This is a genomic window from Corynebacterium auris (genome assembly GCF_030408575.1).
GTDB lineage: Bacteria > Actinomycetota > Actinomycetes > Mycobacteriales > Mycobacteriaceae > Corynebacterium > Corynebacterium auris.
The window spans coordinates 1,954,176-1,975,315 of record NZ_CP047047.1 but is presented as its reverse complement, the minus strand read 5'-3'; the positions used below and the strand labels follow the sequence as shown (position 1 = coordinate 1,975,315).

The 21,140-nt window shown below is 61.7% G+C and carries 18 protein-coding genes and 5 pseudogenes; 12 read left to right on the top strand and 11 right to left on the bottom strand.

Features of this window, described 5'->3' with window-relative positions; genetic code table 11:
* Positions 1-16 precede the first annotated feature (16 nt).
* The 4 genes and pseudogenes from CAURIS_RS09480 (at position 17) to CAURIS_RS09465 (ending at position 3,125) form a co-directional block, all read left to right on the top strand.
* The gene (locus tag CAURIS_RS09480; RefSeq protein WP_290341798.1) at positions 17-724 is read left to right on the top strand and encodes a response regulator transcription factor; all 708 of its coding nucleotides are present in this window, start codon (positions 17-19) and stop codon (positions 722-724) included.
* Positions 724-2,127 (top strand): sensor histidine kinase, encoded by a 1,404-nt coding sequence (locus CAURIS_RS09475; protein ID WP_290341797.1) that lies wholly within the window; start codon positions 724-726, stop codon positions 2,125-2,127. Before CAURIS_RS09480 ends, CAURIS_RS09475 begins: the two co-directional genes overlap by 1 nt.
* A gap of 331 nt (positions 2,128-2,458) precedes the next feature.
* Positions 2,459-2,677, top strand: a pseudogene (locus tag CAURIS_RS09470) (integrase core domain-containing protein); the annotation flags it as partial.
* 58 nt (positions 2,678-2,735) lie between these two features.
* Positions 2,736-3,125, top strand: a complete 390-nt coding sequence (locus CAURIS_RS09465; protein ID WP_290343401.1) for a hypothetical protein — start codon at positions 2,736-2,738, stop codon at positions 3,123-3,125.
* A gap of 249 nt (positions 3,126-3,374) precedes the next feature.
* Here CAURIS_RS09465 and CAURIS_RS11705 read toward each other — a convergent pair whose 3' ends face one another.
* Entirely contained in the window at positions 3,375-3,614 is a 240-nt protein-coding gene (locus CAURIS_RS11705; RefSeq protein WP_435384002.1) for a hypothetical protein, read from the bottom strand.
* Between the two features lie 70 nt (positions 3,615-3,684).
* Positions 3,685-4,107: an HIT family protein gene (locus CAURIS_RS09455; RefSeq protein ID WP_290341796.1), complete on the bottom strand. Its 423-nt coding sequence runs from the start codon at positions 4,105-4,107 to the stop codon at positions 3,685-3,687.
* 31 nt (positions 4,108-4,138) lie between these two features.
* Here CAURIS_RS09455 and purD point away from each other — a divergent pair, with 31 nt between their 5' ends.
* Together purD and CAURIS_RS09445 are read left to right on the top strand one after the other, a co-directional pair.
* Positions 4,139-5,392: a phosphoribosylamine--glycine ligase gene (gene purD / locus CAURIS_RS09450; protein WP_290341795.1), complete on the top strand. Its 1,254-nt coding sequence runs from the start codon at positions 4,139-4,141 to the stop codon at positions 5,390-5,392.
* Positions 5,393-5,968: 576 nt separating this feature from the next.
* Positions 5,969-6,967 (top strand): annotated as a pseudogene (locus CAURIS_RS09445) (IS481 family transposase).
* On the opposite strand, the gene CAURIS_RS09440 reads toward CAURIS_RS09445, so the two are convergent.
* From CAURIS_RS09440 to CAURIS_RS09425, 4 genes are all read right to left on the bottom strand, one after another.
* Positions 6,964-7,797, bottom strand: coding sequence for an ABC transporter ATP-binding protein (locus tag CAURIS_RS09440; RefSeq protein ID WP_290341794.1), 834 nt, complete (start codon positions 7,795-7,797; stop codon positions 6,964-6,966). The pseudogene CAURIS_RS09445 and the gene CAURIS_RS09440 sit on opposite strands and share 4 nt — an antisense overlap.
* Complete coding sequence (locus CAURIS_RS09435; protein ID WP_290341793.1) at positions 7,794-8,786, bottom strand: FecCD family ABC transporter permease; 993 nt, start codon at positions 8,784-8,786, stop codon at positions 7,794-7,796. Before CAURIS_RS09435 ends, CAURIS_RS09440 begins: the two co-directional genes overlap by 4 nt.
* A 52-nt stretch (positions 8,787-8,838) precedes the next feature.
* On the bottom strand, positions 8,839-9,786 hold the full coding sequence (locus CAURIS_RS09430; protein ID WP_290341792.1) for a FecCD family ABC transporter permease: 948 nt from the start codon (positions 9,784-9,786) through the stop codon (positions 8,839-8,841).
* 83 nt (positions 9,787-9,869) lie between these two features.
* On the bottom strand, positions 9,870-10,832 hold the full coding sequence (locus CAURIS_RS09425; RefSeq protein WP_290341791.1) for an ABC transporter substrate-binding protein: 963 nt from the start codon (positions 10,830-10,832) through the stop codon (positions 9,870-9,872).
* Between the two features lie 347 nt (positions 10,833-11,179).
* On the opposite strand from CAURIS_RS09425, the gene CAURIS_RS09420 reads away from it, so the two are divergent.
* Together CAURIS_RS09420 and CAURIS_RS09415 are read left to right on the top strand one after the other, a co-directional pair.
* Positions 11,180-11,461 carry a transposase gene (locus CAURIS_RS09420; protein WP_290341790.1) on the top strand — a complete coding sequence of 94 codons (282 nt, stop codon included), beginning with the start codon at positions 11,180-11,182 and terminating at the stop codon, positions 11,459-11,461.
* Between the two features lie 23 nt (positions 11,462-11,484).
* The gene (locus tag CAURIS_RS09415) at positions 11,485-11,757 is read left to right on the top strand and encodes a hypothetical protein (protein ID WP_290341789.1); all 273 of its coding nucleotides are present in this window, start codon (positions 11,485-11,487) and stop codon (positions 11,755-11,757) included.
* A gap of 19 nt (positions 11,758-11,776) precedes the next feature.
* Here the strand turns inward: CAURIS_RS09415 and CAURIS_RS09405 are convergent, their stop codons facing one another.
* The 4 genes and pseudogenes from CAURIS_RS09405 to CAURIS_RS11725 all read right to left on the bottom strand — a co-directional run.
* A complete protein-coding gene (locus CAURIS_RS09405; protein WP_435384001.1) occupies positions 11,777-12,571 on the bottom strand; it encodes an ATP-binding protein in 795 nt (264 codons plus the stop codon).
* A 1-nt stretch (position 12,572) separates the two neighbouring features.
* The gene (locus CAURIS_RS09400) at positions 12,573-13,475 is read right to left on the bottom strand and encodes a Mu transposase domain-containing protein (protein ID WP_290341788.1); all 903 of its coding nucleotides are present in this window, start codon (positions 13,473-13,475) and stop codon (positions 12,573-12,575) included.
* Between the two features lie 62 nt (positions 13,476-13,537).
* Positions 13,538-14,753: pseudogene (locus CAURIS_RS09395) on the bottom strand (IS3 family transposase).
* Between the two features lie 323 nt (positions 14,754-15,076).
* Positions 15,077-15,188, bottom strand: a pseudogene (locus CAURIS_RS11725) (hypothetical protein); the annotation flags it as partial.
* 455 nt (positions 15,189-15,643) lie between these two features.
* On the opposite strand from CAURIS_RS11725, the pseudogene CAURIS_RS09385 reads away from it, so the two are divergent.
* From CAURIS_RS09385 to purB, 4 genes and pseudogenes are all read left to right on the top strand, one after another.
* A pseudogene (locus CAURIS_RS09385) lies at positions 15,644-16,628 on the top strand (IS256 family transposase); the annotation flags it as partial.
* 523 nt (positions 16,629-17,151) lie between these two features.
* The gene (locus CAURIS_RS09380; RefSeq protein ID WP_290341787.1) at positions 17,152-17,940 is read left to right on the top strand and encodes a DUF4258 domain-containing protein; all 789 of its coding nucleotides are present in this window, start codon (positions 17,152-17,154) and stop codon (positions 17,938-17,940) included.
* 2 nt (positions 17,941-17,942) lie between these two features.
* The gene (locus CAURIS_RS09375; RefSeq protein WP_290341786.1) at positions 17,943-18,164 is read left to right on the top strand and encodes a DUF2283 domain-containing protein; all 222 of its coding nucleotides are present in this window, start codon (positions 17,943-17,945) and stop codon (positions 18,162-18,164) included.
* A gap of 821 nt (positions 18,165-18,985) precedes the next feature.
* Complete coding sequence (gene purB, locus CAURIS_RS09370; protein WP_435384047.1) at positions 18,986-20,401, top strand: adenylosuccinate lyase; 1,416 nt, start codon at positions 18,986-18,988, stop codon at positions 20,399-20,401.
* Here purB and CAURIS_RS09365 read toward each other — a convergent pair.
* A complete protein-coding gene (locus CAURIS_RS09365; RefSeq protein ID WP_290341784.1) occupies positions 20,398-21,078 on the bottom strand; it encodes a hypothetical protein in 681 nt (226 codons plus the stop codon). The genes purB and CAURIS_RS09365 overlap by 4 nt on opposite strands.
* Between the last annotated feature and the right edge of the window lie 62 nt (positions 21,079-21,140).

Genomic DNA, 21,140 nt, shown 5'->3' with positions numbered 1-21,140 from the left:
GGAAAGGGAGCCCCATATGGCAGACAACAACCAGGGCGTGAAGGTCCTCGTCGTCGACGACGAGCCGAACATCGTCGAACTTCTCACTGTGTCCCTCAAGTTCCAGGGATTCGAGGTGGAAAGCGCGGAGTCCGGCCAGGAGGCGCTCAAGCTGGCGCACGAGTTTCGCCCGGACGCCTACATCCTCGACGTGATGATGCCGGGCATGGACGGCTTCGAACTGCTGGGCAAACTGCGCGCGGAAGGGTTGGACGGCCCCATCCTCTTCCTCACCGCGAAGGACGCGGTGGAAGACCGTATCCACGGCCTGACCATCGGCGCGGATGACTACGTGACCAAACCCTTCTCCCTCGAGGAAGTGATCACCCGCCTGCGCGTCATCCTGCGCCGCGGCAACATCACCGGCGGCGAGGACGACGACGCCACGCTGCGCTACGCCGACCTCACTCTCAACGACGAGACCCACGAGGTGACCAAGGGCGGCGAGATCATCGACCTGTCCCCGACGGAGTTCAACCTCCTGCGCTACCTCATGCTCAACTCCGAGGTGGTGCTGTCCAAGGCGAAGATCCTGGACAACGTGTGGCACTACGACTTCGGCGGCGACGGCAACGTGGTGGAGTCCTACATCTCCTACCTGCGCCGCAAGATCGACACCGGCGACGTGCCCCTGATCCACACGGTCCGCGGCGTGGGCTACGTGCTGCGCACCCCGCGCCAGTAATGGTTTCGCGGCGCTTTTACCTGGGCAAGGGAGCAAGCCGGGTCCCCCTGCAAAAAAGCCTCGTCGGCGTAGTCCTGCTCGTGTCGGTGCTGAGCATGACGCTCAGCTTCACCGCCGTGTACTTCCTCATGCGGGGGCTGCTCTACCAGCGCGCGGACGACGCGCTGCTGACCGGCATGGACACCTGGGTTGGGCAGGCGCCGCCGTGGCCGAACGTCGGTGCGCCGAGCGAGTTCACCCAGGCGCTCTACCTGCCGGACTTAGACGCCACGATCAGCTACTCCACCAGCTCCGCCCCGCCGGACTACTCCCAGGTCGAAGGCGAGGAGCCGCAGACGATCACCTCCGTCAGGTCCGGCCGGGAGCCGGAGCGCTACTACCGCGCGCTGGCCAAGCACAACGGCGACGGCACGGTGCAGTTCGTGGCTAAGTCCCTCGACTCCGAACGCCGCCTGCTGGCCTCACTCGCCGTCGTGGAGCTGAGCATCGGCGGCATCGCGCTCGTCTTCGCCGCCTTCGCGGGCAACTACTCCGTCCGCAGGGCACTCGCGCCGCTTCGCGACGTCGAAAACACCGCCCTGGCCATCGCCGACGGCGACATCTCCCGCCGCGTTCCCCCGTGGCCGCGCGAGACGGAGGTGGGCAAGCTGTCCTACGCCGTCAACACGATGGTGGGCCAGCTGCAGGAATCCCTGGAGAAGTCCCGCGCGAAGGAGGAGCAGATGCGCCGCTTCGTCGGCGACGCCTCCCACGAGCTGCGCACCCCGCTGACCAGCATCCGCGGCTACGCCGAGCTCTATCACAGCGGCATGGTCACGGACCCCGACATGGTGCTGAGCAAGATCGACCAGGAGTCTGGGCGCATGAAGCTGCTCGTCGAGGACCTCCTTGCACTGACCCGGGCGGAGGGAACCCGGCTGGAGAAGCGCCGCGTGGACATGCTGGAACTGTGCACCTCCGCCGCCGATTCCGCGCGCGCCGCCTTCCCGGAGCGCACAGTCACGGTGACCAACGACAGCCTGAAGGTGCCCGAGGCGGAGGGCGACCCGGACCGCCTGCACCAGGTGATGCTCAACCTGATCACCAACGCCTTCAAGCATGCTGGCCCCGAGGCGAAAGTGGCCATCACGCTGCGCGAAAACCTGGACAAGGTGTTCATCGACATCGCCGACGACGGCGCCGGCATGGCGCCGGAGGACGCGGAGCACATCTTCGAGCGCTTCTACCGCGCGGACACCTCCCGCAACCGCGCCAGTGGCGGCGGCTCCGGGTTGGGGCTTGCCATTACGAAGTCGCTCGTGGAGCAGCACGGCGGCGCGATCTCCGTGAGCACCGCGCCGGGGCAGGGTTCGACGTTCACCATCTCTTTGCCGATGCTCCACGATAACTCCCCGCGGGCTTGACCTTGCCCCCGCGGCAGGCGGCCGAGCCGTTCCCGGCGCCGGGGGTCGCACCGCTTCTCGACGAACCACCGGCCGGGCTCCTCATCGTCACATCCTGCTGGAAGAGGTGCGCGTGCTGAAAAACTATGTGCTGGCTGCGGATCGACTGACCAATGAGGCGAACAAACAAGCTCCCCGGCTACCTCGGAGCGCACATTACCGAGTATCAGTGTGAGGCGGAGGAAAACAGGGCCGGAAGCTGGGTGAATTAGCAGTCGAAACCCAATCAAAGCCCGCTCTACACTCGACTTCGGGTGCGACGGTGATCTCCGCGATGCTGCACCCGGGGCAAACCAGCGCAGACAACGCGCTGGCGGAGTCGTTCAACGCGACATTGAAACGTGAGGTGCTGCACAACCGGACTTGCTTCGACTCGATGCTGCACGCCAGACGGGACGTCTTCGCGTGGTGTGTGAGCTACAACCAGAAGCGCAGACACTCATGGTGCGATTATCTCTCACCCATCGAGTTCGAAAACCGCACCTGCGGTAAACTCACCCTGCCCGCATAAGTTCAATTCCCTGCGTCCACTTTCCAGGGGTCGGGCCCGTTTATTTAGTTTTTCGCTGGTGATGATCGCGGCTGTTCTTGCTGCTTCGACCATTCCTGCTGAGAAAGGGTACCTAGAGTTGGAAGACGATAAAAACGTAGAGAACTTCGTGGACTGCCGTGAAATCCGCACGGTTTTCAAACCAACTTGGGTGAACTGGTGGTTCCACAAGATTTTTACGTTCCCGCGCGTTGAGTGCGATGGGATCGTAAGCAATTGTCACTGGGGAAGAGACAAAGCGTTAGTGAGGGATGGTGGGGCGGTTATGGTTGGATTTAGTTATCGTATTTTCCATGATACGAAAATTAGATGTAAGAGCTCCCCTATCGAGGTTTCCCCTTCACACGCTGAGTTAGAAGCCAAGACAGCCAAAATTAACAACTCCCCGATGACTGCCGTGCTCTACTAGCATTCGTCTCGAGCCTATCGATGGTTCGGGCGCGTACTTCTCCGCGACGTTGTGAACGCGTTGCATGGGGGTTAACCCGCCGATAGCGGTATGAGACCAGTGGAAATTGTAGTCGTGGCTGGACTCCACATACGCCTTTTGCCGGGCGCTCTGAGACTTAAATACGGCCGGGCGTAGGCCCGCTCAGTCATCAACGTGCGGTCGAACAGTTGCTCCTTCCCGCTCGTCTGTGGCTGATTCGCCCCTGGTTCACCGGTGCTTGACACCCGGCCCCAACGCCTCGACGAACGCGCGTGAACGGTAACAGGCGCCGTTGTCGGTCATCACCGCGCCGACACGCACACCCAGCGACGCGAAAAAGCCGCTTGCCCGCCGCCAGAAACCCGCCGCGGTGTCTTTATTCTGGTCAAGACCACGGCGGTAGTGTATCTGCCATTCGATAAAATACGCATCATGACGGCAGGGCACTGAGGCTGCCGAACTGGCCATGCGGTTATTCAAAATGCAATCGGCATGCCCTGCACGCGCCAACCCCGCACAGCGCGTTCCCGACTCTCAGCTAGCGCCGCCCCGCCTCGTTGGTGCCCAGCTTCTCGCGCAGCAGCTCCGCGGCCTCGTCCATCTTCGCCTGGTCTGTCTGCTCCGCGGGAATGACGTTAGCGAGGTTGTATCCCGACATGTCGTTGGCGGGGAAGACGTGAATGTGGGCGTGCGGGACCTCGAAGCCGGCGATGAGGTAGCCGGCGCGCTCGGAGCCAAAGGCCTCGATGACAGCCTGCCCGATCTCCTTGGCAATCTCGTTCATGTGCGTCCACAGGGCGGGGGAGAGGTCGGTCCACTTGTCCACCTCCTCGACGGGGACGACGAGGGTATGGCCGTAGGCAATGGGGGCGATGGACAAAAACGCGGCGACAGTCTCGTCGCGGTAGATGAAGCGGCCGGGCAGGTCGCCGTCCAGGATCTTGGTGAATACGGTGCTCATGCCGCCCCAGGCTACCGGTAAGTTGGGGGCCATGCGCATCCTTGTTATCGGTTCGGGCGGCCGTGAACACGCCCTTCTGGCTGGGTTGAGGGGCAACGAGCTGCACGTGGCGCCGGGCAACGCCGGTATGGCCTCGCTTGCCGAGGTCCATTCGGTGGACGTGGCCTCGCCGGAGGCGATCGTGGCGCTCGCCCGCGACGTCGGCGCGGAGCTCGTGGTCATCGGCCCGGAGATCCCGCTCGTCGCCGGGGCGGCGGATGCCCTGAAGGAGGCCGGCATCGACGTTGTCGGCCCAACGAAGGCCGCCGCGCAGCTCGAGGGCTCTAAGGCCTTTGCCAAGGAGGTCATGGCCGCGGCGGGCGTACGCACGGCCTCGGCGACGCGCGTGACGGAGCTGGCGGAGGTCGAGGAGACCCTTAGCGAGTACGGCCCGAACTACGTGGTCAAGGACGACGGGCTGGCCGGCGGCAAGGGTGTGGTGGTCACCCAGGACCGCGCGGCCGCCGAGGCGCACGCCCGCGCCGTGATCGAGGCCGGCAACCCGGTCCTGTTCGAGTCCTTCCTCGAAGGCCCCGAGATCTCCCTGTTCTGCCTCGTCGACGGCGAAACCGTCGTGCCACTGCTGCCCGCGCAGGACCACAAGCGCGCCCACGATAACGACGCCGGCCCCAACACCGGCGGCATGGGTGCCTACACACCGCTGCCGTGGCTGCCCGACAAAGGCGTCGAGCGCATTGTCGCCGAGATCGCCGAGCCCGTCGCCCGTGAGATGGCCGCCCGCGGCATCCCCTACCAGGGCATTCTCTACGTCGGCGCGGCCTGGGGCCCGGAGGGACCGGCTGTCGTCGAGTTCAACGCCCGCTTCGGCGACCCCGAGACGCAGCCCGTGCTCTCCCTGCTGAAAACGCCGCTTGTCGACGCCTTAACCGCCACCGCCACCGGCACCCTCGCCGACCTGGCCCCCCTCGAGTGGGAGGACGGCTACGCGGCCACCGTCGTGCTCGCCGCCGAGGACTACCCGGCCGCACCCCGCACCGGCGACGCCATCACCGGCGAGGGTCTGGACGACCCGGCCCGGATCCTCCACGCCGGCACCGCGATGCAGGACGGGGTGCTCGTCTCCTCGGGCGGCCGCGTGCTCAACGCGCTGGGTAAGGGTGCGACGCTGGAGCAGGCCGTCGATAAGGCGTACGAGGCCGTGGAAAAGATCGCGTTGCAGGGCTCGTTCTACCGCCGGGACATCGCTCGCAAGGCCATCGAGGGTGACATCCGCGTGGAGGGCTAGGCGGGAATTTGGGAGGGGGGAAGTGAAGGGGAGCCCGGGCGCGTTCGGGGAACAGCTCGGGGGCTCCCCACGCGGTGCACTGGGGCGACGTTGCGCGAGCGAGTGGCTACCCAAGGTGGGCGTGATTACACCGCGTCGTCCAGAAGCGCTGATGGAGTTAGTTCGCGCATTTGCCAAAATCGATTTCGGCAAGTCGCTTTGCGCCCGAGAAAAGAGAGCTGGGGTCCAAAAATTACGGACTTGACTACCCGGGGGCTGAGTACTCCCCATATTCAAACCGAGGTTACGCCCGTTAGTGTGGTGTATCTGTGATTATTGGGTAGGGCCTTATGAATGTGTGAGGTGACCACCGCAGTACCTTTCGAATCAGCTCCTACATCTCCTCGAAAGGAGAATATCCGCGATGGTCGCTGGACCCGATCATATGGACCCGACCGCCTACCTTGATGAACTGCACTGTCCCGGGTTTTGTTCCTAGGTATATTTCCCCGGGAGGTTGTCAACGGTGTGAACGAAAAGGGGAAGCCTCCGGTAGAGGTGTAGGTAACGACACGAACATCCACGACGAAAGCTTCCATGACACACCGTAACGCACCTTTGACCCCGACCGGCAGAGCAAGGATGGTTGAGCTGGTCATCACCCACGGATGGACGCAGCGCCGAGTCGCTGAACGCTTCCAGGTCTGACCAGCCACCGTCAACAGGTGGGTGAGCCGGGCACGCCGTGGCGAAGTGCTCACTGACCGGTCACACCGTCCCCGCGCGTGCCCGCACCAGCTGCCGGTGCGCACCCAGCGCCGCATCATCACACTGCGGTTTACCCGCCAGTGGGGCCCACACCGTATTGGCTACCACCTGGGAATTCCCCGTTCCACGGTTGGTCGGGTGCTGGCGCGCTACAACATGCCGAAACTAGTCTGCATCGACCAGGCCACCGGCCTGCCGGTGCGCAAAGCACCACCAGTGCGCTATGAACGCAGCCAACCCGGGGACATGATCCATGTCGACATCAAAAAGCTTGGCCGCATCCCCGACGGCGGGGGCTGGCGCGTGCACGGGCGTGGCTCTGAACAGGATCGCCGGGCAGGTCGCGCCCGCAACGCACAAAGACAAGCTGGTGCGCCCGCGGGGCGGGGATATTCCTACCTGCATCACGCCGTGGATGACTACTCACGGATGGTGTACTCGGAGATCCTGACCGACGAGAAGAAGCACACCGCCGCCGGGTTTATGCGGCGCGCCTGCCAGTCCTTCACCGAGCAAGGCATCGACGTCACACGGGTGATGACCGACAACGGTGCCTGCTACCGTTCCACGGCGTTCAACGCTGCCCTGGGCACGATTAAGCATGTCTACACCAAGCCGTACCGGCCACAGACCAACGGCAAAGTAGAACGGTTCAACCGCACCCTGATGCAGGAATGGGCCTACATCCGCCCATACGCCAGCGAAAAGGCCCGACAGCAGACGTACGCGGAGTTTATCCACGAGTACAACTACCATCGAGCCCACACCGCTATCGGAGGCCTCACCCCCGCACAACGCGTTCACAACGCCACGGGGAAGTACATCTAGCGCTCGCTGCCCACGGCGGCAGTCTCCCGCGGCTGCGCCTCAGCGCGCGGGTGCGCCCACCGCGGCACCACCAGCGGGCTGCGCGACTCCGGATCCGCGATCACCCTGGCGTCGAGGCCAAAGACCTCGGCGACAAGCTCCTCGGTGATCACCTCCTGCGGTGTACCGGTGGCCACCACTTGACCGTCTTTCATCGCAATGATGTGGTCGGCGTAGCGCGCTGCCTGGTTGAGGTCGTGCAGCACCGCAACGAGGGTATGCCCCTGGTTGCGGTTGAGGCTGCGGCACAGCTCTAAAAGCTCGATCTGGTGGCTGAGGTCCAGGTAGGTTGTGGGCTCATCCAACAACAGAATCGGAGTCTGCTGAGCGAGCGCGACCGCCATCCATACCCGCTGGCGCTGCCCGCCAGAAAGCTCGTCGACGTAGCGGCCCGACAGCTCCCGCACACCCGTGGACTCCATGGCGGCGGCCACCGCCTCCTCGTCACGCGGCGACCAGGGAGAAAACATCCCGCGATGCGGGTTACGCCCGCGACTGACAAGGTCGACGACCCGCACCCCGTCGGGGGCGACTGGTCCCTGCGGCAAGAGGCCGACCTCCCGGGCAACCTGTTTTGTCGGCATGGTGTGTAATTGGCGCCCATCAAGGAGCACGCTGCCGCGCGAGGGCGCAAGCAGGCGCGTCAGGCTTTTCAGCAATGTCGACTTTCCGCACGCGTTCGGCCCGACGATTACGGTGAACTCCCCATCGGGGATAGGCGCGCTGATGTCTTCACACACCACCTTGTCGCCGTACGCCAGGGCCACACCTGAAGCTTCGAGTCGTGTCATCGGTTCTTTCCTTCCCGTAAAAGCAACCACAAAAAATACAGTCCGCCGATGGAGACTGTGACGATGCCGACCGGAAGCGGAGACATCGGGTAAATACGCTGCGCAGTGACGTCTGCAAGCAAAAGAAGCAACGCACCAACGGCGGCGCTCGGCCCGAGCGCAAGCCCATCGGTGCGCGCAAGGCGGCGAGCAATCTGCGGGGATGCCAGCGCAATAAAGGAGATGGGCCCCACCGAGGCCGTGGCCACAGCGGTCAGGCCTATTCCCACCAGGAGCGCCGCTACCTGCACCAACCGCACGTTCTGGCCGAGCGCCGTGGCAAAAGGCACACCGATTTGCTGCAGGCGCAACGGCCGGCCCAGCACGGCGGCTCCAAGAACGAACGCACCCGACCCGGCACCGACAACCACAACCGTCTGCCACGACGCGCCCGACAGGTTGCCCGCTCCCCAGAGCCCAGCCATGGTCGCGTCTTCCACCGTCGCCGTCAGCATCAGCCACACGTTGAAGGACGAGAGCATAGCGCCCACACCGATACCGACGATGATCAGGCGCACCGCCTTCACCGCCCCCTGCGAAGAGGACAAGAAAAACACCACGAGCGCCGTGGCGATGCCACCGGCCAGCGCGCCCATCATCGTCGCCGCCGCCCCGCCGCGCAGAACCAGCATGACCACGAGCGCGCCCGTAAACGCACCCGTTTGGAACCCGATCACATCCGGCGAGCCCAACGGGTTTCGCGTCAGATTCTGAAATATCACCCCGCTCAGCGCCAAGCAGACGCCGAGGATAATGGCCAAAACCACCCGCGGCGCACGCCACTCGCCCACCACCATCGAAGTGTAGTCATCACCGCGCCCTCGCATCACGTCGACGACCTCACCCAGGCTTATCGACGCCGACCCTGTCGTTACAGCAAAGGTCGCGAGCACGGCAATGATGCCCCACAGGATTGTGCACAGGACAAGCGAGCGGGCGTCGACAAGCATGCCTGGGCCCACCCGCATGACGCGGCGCCCGTAATCTAGCGTTGTCATCGTCTTACACCTCCGCGACCCGATAACGGCGCACCATGTAAATTAAAAGCGGCGCGCCGATGAATGCCGTGACCACGCCCACGGGAACCTCACCGGTGGTGATCACCCGGCCAAGGACGTCGGCGAAACCCATCACTGTCGGCGCGATAAGCACCGAGTACGCGATGATCCAGCCTTGGTGGGGCCCCACCAATGAGCGCGCCAAATGCGGGGCCATCAACCCGAGGAAGGCGATGGGACCAGCAGCGGCTGTTGCACCACCAGCGAGCAACGTGATGGACACAAGCGCCACGAGGCGCACACGCGTCGGGTCTGTTCCCAGCGACACGGCCGAAGCCTCGCCAAGCGCAAGCACATCAAGCGAGCGCGACGCGGAAATCGCGATGATGAGGCCCAGGATGATGAAGGGCACAATCACCAGCGTGTCGTTCAAGGGCTGCGACGCGGTCGTCCCCGCAGACCACCCTCGCATCTGCGCCAAGAGTTGCGAATTAGTCAGCAACACCGCGGACGTGAAACCAGACAGCACCGCGCCTAGGGCGACACCCGAGAGCGTCATCCGGACGGGGCTGCCGCGCACTGGGCCCGAATTTCCAATGGCGAAAACCACCACAGAGGTCACCATCGCACCTCCGAAGGCCCACCACATGTACTGGCGGATATCGGTCAACCCGAAGAAGGCGAGGCCCACCACCACGGCCAGCGAGGAACCAGCGTTGACCCCCAGGATGCCCGGGTCCGTCATCGGGTTACGCGTGACCGCCTGCATGAGCGCCCCGGCCACGCCGAACGCGGCACCCGCGACGAGGATGAGAACCGTCCGCGGCACTCGCGACAACCAGACGGTCTGCGACTCCGGGTCAGCGGGGTCTGGGTTAAACAGCAGCGAGACAACGTCCGCAGCCTCGACATGACGGGAGCCGACCAGCATGCTCGCGACAAGCGCGCTCACACACAATACAGCGAGGGGCACGACGCCAGCCCACCGAGTTTTGTCGCTTGGGCGCAGCCTCGTCGTCACCGTACTCACGAAAGCTAGGCAACTTTCTCGGCCGAGGCAGCCAACTCCGTGACCTCACGAAGCCACTGCGCGTAACTGCGTGACGTCATCGCACCCTTCGACGCCCACGGCCCTAGCTGACCAGCCTGAACCGCAGGAAGAGTATTCCACAACTCATTATCAAAAGAATACGACTCGTCATACCCCTCGACTAGGAGAATATCCGCCGGATACGACGCGGCTTCCTCCCACGCAACTCGACCCCAGGGATTACCACTTTCAGGCTCAGGCGCGCCAACAATCCTCGCCCCCAAACTCTCCAAAAAATCAGCCTGCGGGAAACCAACAGCGGTATACAACATCTCCTGCGTCGGGCTGACCAGCATGAAAGAAAGGTCACTCCCCTCCATCACGTCCTGGAACTCAACCTTCGCCTGCTCAAGCTCCTCATCCGACTGCTGCACCTGAGCACTATCTACATCCCCACCGAAAAAGTCCGCAAGATAACGCGTCTGCGCAATATTTTCTTCCACCGACTCATCACGCGGCAACGGAACAAAAGGAGCAACCGAACGCAACTGCGCATTCACCGTCTCATCAAACCAAGTCCACCCCTCCAACGAGCCATTACCAACAACTGCATCAGGCCCAATCTCCGCCAGCTTCTCCATATCAATCTCAGCATTGGTACCAATCCGCGCAATACCCGAAATATCAAGATCCCCCATGACGAAAGGATCCTCACAGTCATAACCAAACAACGCAGCCGGCGTCAGACCATACTCATGCAACGAACTGTAGGCATAACAATCCATCACAAGCTCCTCAGGCTGACTCTCAAACTCGATTTCCGCCCCATCAAAAGACGGATGCGCAAGCGTCACCGGCTCAGAAGCTCCACTAGGCGCCGACTCAGAACGTCCCTGCTCCTCCCCAGCACACGAGCAAAGCGCCAACGAGGCTGCAGCAAGCACCACCAAAGAAACCTTGGAAGACATAAACCCACCAATCATTCGACAACACTGACATCACCTAATTCACTTAGGATAGGCACTCCTATTCTAGAAAGCACCAGTGAATTGTCAAGACCCCCGCGCAACGTAACACCGCGCTGAGCAGGTCACTGCGGGCACGCTGAGCGCCACACACCGGACCTCACCGTGCCCACGGCCGTGTCCACGTAGGGCCAGGGCTCATTGACACGATGATGTACACGCGCGGCCTCAACACCCCCTTCTTCTGGCTCGCTTTCTTCATCGCCCTTGGAGTGGGCGGGGTTTTTAGGACCGGGTGATTTGAGTGTCTGCCTGATCGATCCAAACGGATCAGGAAGAATCCGTGGGCGATGAAGAAGTTCACGAAGCACACCGGTGAGCAGATCGTTGTTCGTTGTGAGAAGGCTGATCGGCTCACAAAGCAGGGCAAGACTAACGCTGAGATCTGCCGTGAGATTGGCGTATCTGAGGCGACGTTGTCTCGTTGGCGCCGCGACTACGGTGCCATGACCCGCAGCGAAGCACGGGAGCTTAAGCGTCTGCGCGAAGAAAACAGCAAGCTCACAACCCTTCTCGGCCAGTCCGAGTTGGAAAAGGCTGCTCTCAAGGAGCTGGCCGAGACAAAATTCTAAGCCCGAAGCGACGCCACGACGCGGTGGATTACCTCATCGGCAAGGGGTATTCACAGCGTCTTTCATGCGCCGTAGTCGGGCTGTCACGCTCGTCCTATTGCCGGATGCGCGCCCAACGCGAAGCGGCAATGCTTGATCCCTCGGTTGTTAAACACGACGACCTTCGTCGGTGGGTTAATGACTTCGCCGATTCCCATCGCAGGTGGGGCTACAGGCGTGCCTATGTCGCGGCTCTCGACGCCGGCTACGACATCGGCCGGGATGCGTTTCGCCTGTGTTTTGTCAAGTTGTTGTAGGCTGTTTCGGCGCGGTTTTTTAGGCCGGGGTGGCGTGGTTTTGGGCTGTTTGGGCGTTGCTGGGTTTTTGGGTTATTTCATGAGGGCGTTTGCCATGCGGTAGGACTGGCCGGTGAAGGTGATCATGCGGCCGTGGTGGACGATGCGGTCGATTGCGGCGGCTGCCATGTCGTCGCTGCCGAAGACGTGGCCCACATTGGGAAAACGCGAGGTTGGTGGTGATGATGAGGCTGCGTTGTTCGTAGGCATCGGCGATGGCTTGGAATAAAAGCCTCGCCCCGTCGGTGTCGATTGGGATGTAGCCGAGTTCATCGATGACGAGCAGTTCGTTTTTGCCGAGGGCTGCTAGTTCTTTGTCGAGTTTGCCGGCAAGTTTTGCGTTGCGCAGATGGTCGACCAGGCTGGCGGCGGTGAAAAACCTTGCAGGAGTGCCTCTGAGACATGCCGCGGTGACCAGGGCGATGGCGAGGTGTGTTTTGCCGGTGCCGACATCACCGTAGAAGACGAGGTCTTCACATCCGTTGAGGAAGTCGAGGGTGGTGAGGTGTTCGCGGGTGATGTCGGCGGGCAGAGTTACCGGGGACCAGTCGTAGTTGTCGAGAGTTTTTCGTACCGGGATTCGTGCTCGGTGTAGCAGGCGGCGCGCTCTAGATGCGGATCTGGATTCAAGTTCAGCTTCGAAAAGCTCAATGAGTATGTCGCACTGGCGTGGGGTGGCATGGTCTGCGCATTCGCGTAGCACTGCGGTGGTGAGGTAGAGCTGGCGACCGAGTGTCACCACGCGGTCTTTGTTGTTGGTGGTGTCGGTGCTCATTTTAGGTCGCCTCCACATGATCAGGTGTGGTGGTGCTGGTGGCGAGCAGCTGATCGTAGGTGGTGAGATTTGCTCGCGCGTGCTGTGTTGGTGGTGGGGCGCTGTAGCGTGCGGCGATGCCGAGGTGTGGCCCGGTCGGTGTCGCGTTGGTTTCCAGCAGTGCCGCGGCAGCGGTGACGGTGGTGTCGAATCCGCATTCTGTGGCGGTGGTTTCGGCGTGGGTGAAAAACTCTCTGCGGGTTGTCGCATCTGCTGCGTCGAGATAGCCCACGACAGCGTCCGGCATGTGGCGGCGAAGTGGTGAGTTCGCCCACGCCCCGGGCTTTTTCGCCAGCGAAGGCAAAACACTCAGCGGGTTGATCACCGTTTCCTCTGTGGTGCCGAAGACTCGTGGCAGTGCGACGATGCGTCGGGTGTTGTCGTCTAAGACGGTGACGGTGTCATGCGATAGCTCCACCGTGACTTGCCTTCCCGCCCAGGCAGGGCCCACAAGGTAGCGATTGCCGCCGACTGTGACGACCCCGGTCTTATCGGTGCGGCGCACTTCGAAGCGCACCGGGTTAAACCTCACCGACGGGCACGCTTTGAGCGCTTGCTGATCCTGTTGGAATAGCTCCGCGATCGTGGCCGACTTTTTGTAGTGGATCTGGTGGGCAAACGCGGCGCACCCGGAGCTGAGATAGTCGTTTAGCTCCGCCAGGCTGGCTACTTCAGGCACAGGTACACACAGGTTGCGCCGGATGAAACCGACCGCGTTTTCCACGTTGCCTTTCTCATGGCCCGAGTACGGGTTGCAGTAGCGAGCCTTCGTCCGATAGTGCGCCTTAAACGCGGCGAAGAGTTCGGATTCCACCACGGTGGTGCCCAAGCGGCGCCCAATGGCGGTGGCGTTGTCGAAGACCATCTCAGTCGGCACCCCGCCGGCGGCGGGCCCGACCCCTGGAAAGTGGACACAGGGAATTGAACTTATGCGGTCGGGGTGAGTTTACCGCAGGTGCGGTTTTCGTACTCGATGGGCGAGAGATAATCGCACCATGAGTGTCTGCGTTTCTGGTTGTAGCGCACACACCAGGCGAAGACGTCCCGTCTGGCGTGCAGCATCGAGTCGAAGCATGTCCGGTTGTGCAGCACCTCGCGTTTTACTGTCGCGTTGAACGACTCCGCCAGCGCGTTGTCTGCGCTTGTTCCCACCGCCCCCATCGATTGGGTCACCCCTAGCATCGTGCATCGTGAGCGAAATGCCTTCGAGGTATAGACACTGCCGTGATCTGAATGAAAAATCGCTCCTTTCAGACTGCCCCGGGCGCGCCGCGCTGAGTCCAACGCATCGATAACCAGATCGACGCGCATGTGGCAAGCAATAGAAAATCCCACCAGCCTGCGGGAATAACAATCGATCACGGTGGCAAGATACATAGTGCCGCCACCGGATACCGGCAGGTAGGTAATGTCGCCGACAAGCACGCGATTCGGCGCCGGGGCATGAAACTGCCTGCGAACAAGAACCCGGCAAAGACACTGCGGCCAGCATCTGCCACACTGGTGCGCACGCGGCGTTTCTTCGTGAACCCCTGGATGCCCATGGCCTTCATGATGCGTGCAACGCGTTTGTGATTGACCACCTCATGCGCCCCCGAATCAGAATCGTTCAACACCGCGGCGATGCGCTCGGCTCCGTAGAGTCCGTATTCGTCGGTGAACACAGTGCGGATACGAGCACCGAGAACAGCATCGTCAACAACCTTCTAACGGCGCGCGGCCTGCGTGTTTTTCCACGTGTACTAGGAAGATCGCTGCACCTTCAGCACGTCGCACATCCGTGTGACCGAAAACACCGACAACTCGGTGCGATGGTCCCAGATGAACGTAAAGCGGATCACAAGCCCATCTCTTTCGCACAATACTGCGCCGCCTTGCGAAGGACATCTCGCTCTTCTTCAAGAAGCCGGTTGTGCTTCTCGAGCTGTCGGATCCGCTCCGAATCCGACGCTTTTCGGGCTCGAGCTGCAGCATCCATCGCGCGGGCTTTTTTGCCCGTGCCATAGCGCGTAACCCAGGCAGCGAGACTGCCACGGTTAACACCGAGATCATGAGCAACCGAATTAACAGACACACCGTCTGTGTCTTCATACATCGCGACCGCGTCGCGCTTGAACTCCTCAGAGTAGGACTTACGAGGCATGAACTGAGACTACCTTCCTCCGGCTGTCAACCGGGGCTAGCCTATGTCCACCAACAGGGGGTCAGGTCCGGTGTCGATGACGTCTAACAGGCCGGTGATAACGCACTCGGCGGTCTCTCCGGCGAACGCCCTGCAAAACCGCATATTCGAATACGGAAACGTCACCACCAAAAGGTGCACCACCTTAGCAGTTCCCGCCACAACGACCTCGGCCTGGCCGAAATCGACCTGGATGACCCCAGGTGACCATTCCAACTCCATGAACCCATCCCCTAGGGATTTGTGGTCCTGTTTCCACTGCTTGACGTAGCGCTGAACCGGGGAATACGAGCCGGTATATCCGTGCTCGTCGACGAGGCGGTCACAAATGCGTCGCGCGGTGTGGCGCTGCTTTCGCGGCATGCGCTGATCATTCTCACACCAACCATCAATCACGGCGCACAGCGTCTCACCCAGCACGATCGAGCCGGGTTTACGCACCGTCACCGGCGGGGTGGGGCTGAAATCTTCCTGATTGACGTACTTATCGACCGTGGCCCGCGCCACGTTTACCGCTTTGGCAATCGCTCGTCTGGACATTCCCTCGTCATCGAGCTGCCTGATAGTTTCGATCGTGGTCATGCTGATCGTCATCTACTTTCTGGTCCTTTCCTGAAACATCCACGTCCCAGACCTCGCGAATAAACGAAGGCGGGACATTTCTCAGGAACAGAAACCTACTGGGGGATGGTTATCGGCATGGCCCTTTCTCTATCCAAAAAAGGGGCCACACCAGTCACAGCCACATGGGGAAGTGGCCTAATTTTGCGCGCTGAAACGGACCAAAACAGGCCGCCAACACGGCCTACTTCCCAAGCCGAACCGGACCAACTACATCAGATCAGACACAATTCTTCCCCGACTGGTTGTTGGAGCGCCGCTCACGAGCAGAACGCGCCCTGGCTACCGTCGTAGCCACCTGCTACCTCACAGGGGGTCTCCACCCGCCGCATGAACGACCTGGTCGCCACCCTCGGGATCACCAACCTATCGAAGTCGCAGGTGTCTACCATGGCCAAAGAACTCGACGTGATGGTCGAAGACTTCCGCACCCGCCCGTTGGACACCGGCCCCTACCTCTATGTTTCCTGCGACGCGCTGACGAGTGAGAAGTGCGTGAAGGTGGGCGCGTCGTGAAAACCAGCGTGCTGCTGGCCACCGGGGTTAATGCCGACGGGTACCGGGAGTTGCTTGGTATGCAGGTCGCCACCGCGGAATCGGCCGCGTCGTGGACCGGGTTCTTCCGTGATCTGAAAGCCCGGGGCCTGGATCAGGTGTACCTGGTCACCAGTGACGCCCACCTGGGCATCCACACCGCTGTGGGTGACTGCCTGCCCAACGCGTCCTGGCAGCGGTGCCGCACCCATTTCGCGAAGAACCTCATCATCGATGGTGCCGAAAACCTAAGTGGCCGACGCTGTCGGCGATGTTTCACACGATCTTCCAGCAACCCGACGCCCAGGCTGTGTGGGACCAGGCCCGAGACGTTGTCGAGTTTTGCCAGCAGAAGTTCCCCCATGTGGCGGATTACCTGGAGGAATCCTTGGACGATCTGTTGGCGTTTACGAACGCCCCGAAAGCGGTGTGGACGAAGGTGTGGTCAAACAACCCCACCGAAAGGCTCAACCGGGAGATCAGACGCCGCACCGACGTCGTGGGGATCTTCCCCAACCGCGACGCCGTCGTGCGTCTGGTCGGGGCGGTACTCGCCGAGCAACACGAGTGAGAAGGATCCAGCAGAAACGCTACATGTCGCTCACCAGTCTCGAACAGACCAAGACGATGATGACAGCCACCGTCATTGATGCCGGCGAATCCACTCAGGAGGTTGCATGAGTCCACGCCAGCACCGAGCTCGTGACGGCCCCTGACACCGTCATCCTGCTTGTTCTTATCGAAAGGCAGATACACCACCACCGTGGACTTGACCGCAACTTGTTGGAGTCGCGCAACTTTTGGTTTTCCCGCCGTAGCCGCGCATTTTCTGCAATGATGTCTTCCTCGGCCCGCTGGACATAACCATCACGGCGAGCCTGCTGCACCAATTGACGGGCAGTGTTCCACGATACCCCCAGCCTCGGGGCGACGGACGTGCACGCACTTTGAAGAGAAATACTCTCCTCCAGGATGCGATCCTCAATCAAACGGACCGCACGATCTGTCGCATCCTATTCAAACCTTTCGGGATACTCGGGATTTTCCCATCTATTCAAACGGAACAAAACCTGGGACGGTTCAGTTGCGTGCATAAGCTGGCTTGAGCTGCTAATCTTTCCAACAGTCACCTGGGGTGGTGCTAAATTTTCCCGCCAACCCCCCTTCACGAGAGGTAGCGGATTTGAAAAGAAGATTCATTGCTATGGTCACCGGTTTCGCTGTAGCTTTTTCAGGTATTCCAGTGGCCTTTGCTAACAGTGCTGATAGAGTTGCCCGCGAGTTTGGGTCGGCGCTTCAGGTAGTCTCTCCGAGACTTCAGACAGACTCTCCGGAGCTGGAAGGTCAAGTTTCAATTGATTCTGGGGTTGTAAGGGCATCGACGATAGGCGGCAATGAAGTCTCTCTTGACCTTCCCAATAAAGAACTTGACTCTTTAGGGTTGGATGAATACTCAACCTCTTCTAGCGGTGCTTCCATTGCAGTTACGAATGAAGGGGGAGGGGCATTCCGATCTCTGATTCACATTCCTAGCCTAGAATCTAATGGCGAGTTCGAATTCTTATTTCCTGATGATGTGACTCTGGTTTCCTTGCCCGATGGTGGAGTCGCGGTTCGAGATAACGAAGGGCGTATCATAGGCACCCTTGACGCCCCTTGGGCCGTAGATGTGACAGGGACCCCAGTTAAAACGTGGTATGAAATTCGTCAAAGCGCGATAGTTCAACATGTTGCACCAACTTCTTCCACGCAGTTTCCCGTAGTAGCAGATCTTTTCTGGATCCCATTCTTAGGCATCGTGGGTGGGCATCTCACGCGTCATGCATTGACCCAGATGGCTAAGCGAAAGATTACTAAAGAGCTGGTTGAGCACGTTATGAAAACAGGCAGACCAAGCAAGGGCAACGGGAATACTACGGTATTTAACGGGAACGGGATTCGAGTTATTGTCGACAATGTGAGCGGAAATGTGATTACCGTTACGAGGGGCTAACTATGGATTTTGATTATGACCCAGAAGCTGATGCAGCCTATCTAACCATCACGCAGTCAGGTGCCCTTCCGGAACAGCAGATATCCGCAGTAACCGCAGAAGGAATGGAAGGAGAAATAGAGATAGACGTTGATGAAAATGGAAAAGTTGTTGGTATCGAGTTCGTAAATGCTTCCTTGATCCTTCCATCAGAGTTTCTCGAAAAAGCAAACCAGATATCTTAATACCATCTAAAGGGTTGACGCGGCTGGCAGATCTGCCCCCTGCTCAGGTTGCGGAAAAAATTGGCGTGGAATGAATTGTCCCCGGTTTTGTGCGGTTTGAGTAGATGCGAAATCTGGCGTGTGCTGGAGACGTTTGAGCAGGGTGCGATTGATCGTGTCGTCCGTCACTCGAAAATTTTCACGAACACGGGCGCCAGCCGCCGTATCGTCGGCCGAGAAGGTGGCAACGGTGGATCAACGCTGAACGTCAGGTGGGCTAATAGACACACGAAAATGGGCTACATTTGGACCATCGCAAACAGGCGACATAAGAGCATTCGGTGAGAAGCGGAAGCAGCTGCATCTGTTGCATTCGGGCTTTCCTCTTGTGAGCGGTCATGCAGGAACTACGCTTGGCTATTTTTCTGGCGATGGTGCTTGTTGTGCTCGTGGTTGTTGGAGCGTGGCGTGGTTCGGCTCCCGCACAGAGCGCATCCCTCGGGCTGAGTGTGATGCTTTTCTTGCTCATTGGCGTTGCATACGTGCTGCCGGAAACCGCAGCCTCTGCGACGCTCATGGGCATTGCTTCGGCTGTCTTTGTTTTCACTGTCCTCGTCGGAATGTCCCGCGGGTTCGAAAGGGGAAGTTGTAAGTAGCTCCTGCTCGAGCGGTATAGGCGTCGTCACGCGAGCGCTGTGTAGCGCGGCGGGTGACGCCTCGTTCACGGGGGATCTCACATGGTCCCGCCGCCCCCGCAAATTCGAGGGCGTTGGGGTGAAAGTGCGGACCAGTTCATTCGTTGAGGCTGACGTGCGATAATAAGCGGCGTGGCTGAAAAACCGATGAACGCGAACGTCCTGTCCCACCGCTACGCCTCGCCCGAGATGGCGACGCTGTGGAGCGCCGAGCACAAGATCATCCTGGAGCGCCAGCTCTGGGTCGCGGTGATGAAGGCCCAGCAGGGCCTCGGCGTGGACATTCCGGACGAGGCCATCGCGGCCTACGAGGAGGTCCTCGATCAGGTGGACCTGGCCTCGATCGCCGAGCGCGAGAAGGTCACCCGGCACGACGTGAAGGCGCGCATCGAGGAGTTCAACGCGCTGGCCGGCCACGAGCACATCCACAAGGGGATGACCAGCCGCGACCTCACCGAGAACGTCGAGCAGCTGCAGATCGTCCGCGCGCTTGAGCTGACGCGCGACAAGTCGGTCGCCCTGCTCAAGGCGGTGGGCAACCGCGCCGAGCAGTACACGTCCCTGGTCATGGCGGGCCGCTCTCACAACGTCGCGGCGCAGGCCACCACGCTGGGCAAGCGCTTCGCCTCGGCGGCGGACGAGATCCTCCTCGCCGTCGAGCGCATCGAACAGCTGCTGGCCGCCTACCCGCTGCGCGGCATCAAGGGCCCGATGGGCACCGCCCAGGACATGCTCGACCTCATGGGCGGCGACGAGGCGAAACTTACGCAGCTCGAGGGCCAGATCGCCCGCCACCTCGGCTTCGCCCGCACCTTCGACTCGGTGGGCCAGGTCTACCCCCGCAGCCTCGACTTCGACGCCATCTCGGCCCTCGTCCAGTTGGGTGCCGGGCCGTCCTCGCTGGCCACCACGATCCGTCTCATGGCCGGCAACGAGACGGTCACGGAGGGTTTCAAGGAGGGCCAGGTGGGCTCCTCTGCCATGCCCCACAAGATGAACGCGCGCTCCTGTGAGCGCGTCGGCGGCTTCCAGGTCATCCTGCGCGGTTACCTCACGATGGTCGCGGACCTTGCCGGCCAGCAGTGGAACGAGGGCGACGTGTTCTGCTCAGTCGTGCGCCGCGTCGCGCTGCCAGACGCCTTCTTCGCCATCGACGGCCAGCTGGAGACCTTCCTGACGGTGCTCGACGAGTTCGGAGCCTTCCCGGCCATGATCAACCGGGAGCTCGACCGCTACCTGCCGTTCTTGGCCACCACCCGGATCCTCATGGCGGCGGTGCGCGCCGGGGTCGGCCGCGAGACCGCCCACGAGGTGATCAAGGAGCACGCCGTCGCGATGGCGCTGGACATGCGCGAAAACGGCGCGGAGCAGAACCTCATTGAGCGCCTCGCCGCCGACGAGCGCCTCCCCCTCGACAAAGCGGCGCTCGATGCCGCGCTCGCCGACCGCCACGCCTTCATCGGCGCCGCCGAGTCCCAGGTCGACGCCGTGCTCGCGCGCATCCAGGCGCTTGTCGACGCCCACCCCGACGCCGCCGGTTACACCCCGGGCGAGATCCTCTAAGGAGCGCCCGGCCCCCACGTCAGCGCCTGGGGAGGCTGCCCCGGGTTGCGCGGGCTGACCAGTGTGTTCAGGCGCACGCCGGTGCCCACGATGCCGGGGTCGCGCCTCCCCTCCCAGGTGACCACCGCGGTGGTGTAGCTCTGGCCGGTGTCCATGTCGCCGGTGTAGGCCGGCACGGTGTCTGCGGGGTCGAGGCCGCAGTAGGTGTCGTTGCCCACCCCGACGAAGTTGGCATTGGTGCCGTAGCCGTCCACGGGGGTGAGGTCGGGGAGCTCGACTGAGACGGGCGCGTCGTCGCGCTGCAGCCCCTGGCCCAGAGCGGTGAAGGTGACGGGGAAGCAGAAAAAGGTGCGCACCCGCTCCGGCGGGGCGTTGCCGATGCGCTGCGGGTCCTGGCCGATGTTCTCCTCGACCTGGTCTAGCGTGAGAGCCTCCGGCGGGTGCACCGTGACCTCCCAGTAGACGGGCACGCCGGTGGCGAAATTGGTGGTGACCACCTGGGCCGGCTCGGCGAAGAGCAGGTGCGTGCCGTCGGCGGTAGGCCGGAAGCCTTCCGGCGCGTTGACCAGCCCGTTCACCAGTTCGTTGTCCTGCGGGTCCACGAAGCCGCAGGCGGCTAAGGCCGCGGCGAGAGCGAGGGCGGCGGGGGCGGTGGTGAAGCGGCGGGGCAGATGCATGGCCCTTACTCTAAGGCACCGCCGCCAGCGATTTCCCGTCCGCCGAACCCGGGCTAGACTTG

Coding starts and splice junctions, on each gene's coding strand:
- CAURIS_RS09480 (WP_290341798.1), top strand. CDS start 17: ATGGCAGACAACAACCAGGGCGTGAAGGTCCTCGTCGTCGACGACGAG.
- CAURIS_RS09475 (WP_290341797.1), top strand. CDS start 724: ATGGTTTCGCGGCGCTTTTACCTGGGCAAGGGAGCAAGCCGGGTCCCC.
- CAURIS_RS11705 (WP_435384002.1), bottom strand. CDS start 3,614: ATGGCCAGTTCGGCAGCCTCAGTGCCCTGCCGTCATGATGCGTATTTT.
- CAURIS_RS09455 (WP_290341796.1), bottom strand. CDS start 4,107: ATGAGCACCGTATTCACCAAGATCCTGGACGGCGACCTGCCCGGCCGC.
- purD (WP_290341795.1), top strand. CDS start 4,139: ATGCGCATCCTTGTTATCGGTTCGGGCGGCCGTGAACACGCCCTTCTG.
- CAURIS_RS09440 (WP_290341794.1), bottom strand. CDS start 7,797: ATGACACGACTCGAAGCTTCAGGTGTGGCCCTGGCGTACGGCGACAAG.
- CAURIS_RS09435 (WP_290341793.1), bottom strand. CDS start 8,786: ATGCTTGTCGACGCCCGCTCGCTTGTCCTGTGCACAATCCTGTGGGGC.
- CAURIS_RS09425 (WP_290341791.1), bottom strand. CDS start 10,832: ATGTCTTCCAAGGTTTCTTTGGTGGTGCTTGCTGCAGCCTCGTTGGCG.
- CAURIS_RS09420 (WP_290341790.1), top strand. CDS start 11,180: ATGAAGAAGTTCACGAAGCACACCGGTGAGCAGATCGTTGTTCGTTGT.
- CAURIS_RS09405 (WP_435384001.1), bottom strand. CDS start 12,571: ATGAGCACCGACACCACCAACAACAAAGACCGCGTGGTGACACTCGGT.
- CAURIS_RS09400 (WP_290341788.1), bottom strand. CDS start 13,475: ATGGTCTTCGACAACGCCACCGCCATTGGGCGCCGCTTGGGCACCACC.
- CAURIS_RS09380 (WP_290341787.1), top strand. CDS start 17,152: ATGGTCACCGGTTTCGCTGTAGCTTTTTCAGGTATTCCAGTGGCCTTT.
- CAURIS_RS09375 (WP_290341786.1), top strand. CDS start 17,943: ATGGATTTTGATTATGACCCAGAAGCTGATGCAGCCTATCTAACCATC.
- purB (WP_435384047.1), top strand. CDS start 18,986: ATGAACGCGAACGTCCTGTCCCACCGCTACGCCTCGCCCGAGATGGCG.
- CAURIS_RS09365 (WP_290341784.1), bottom strand. CDS start 21,078: ATGCATCTGCCCCGCCGCTTCACCACCGCCCCCGCCGCCCTCGCTCTC.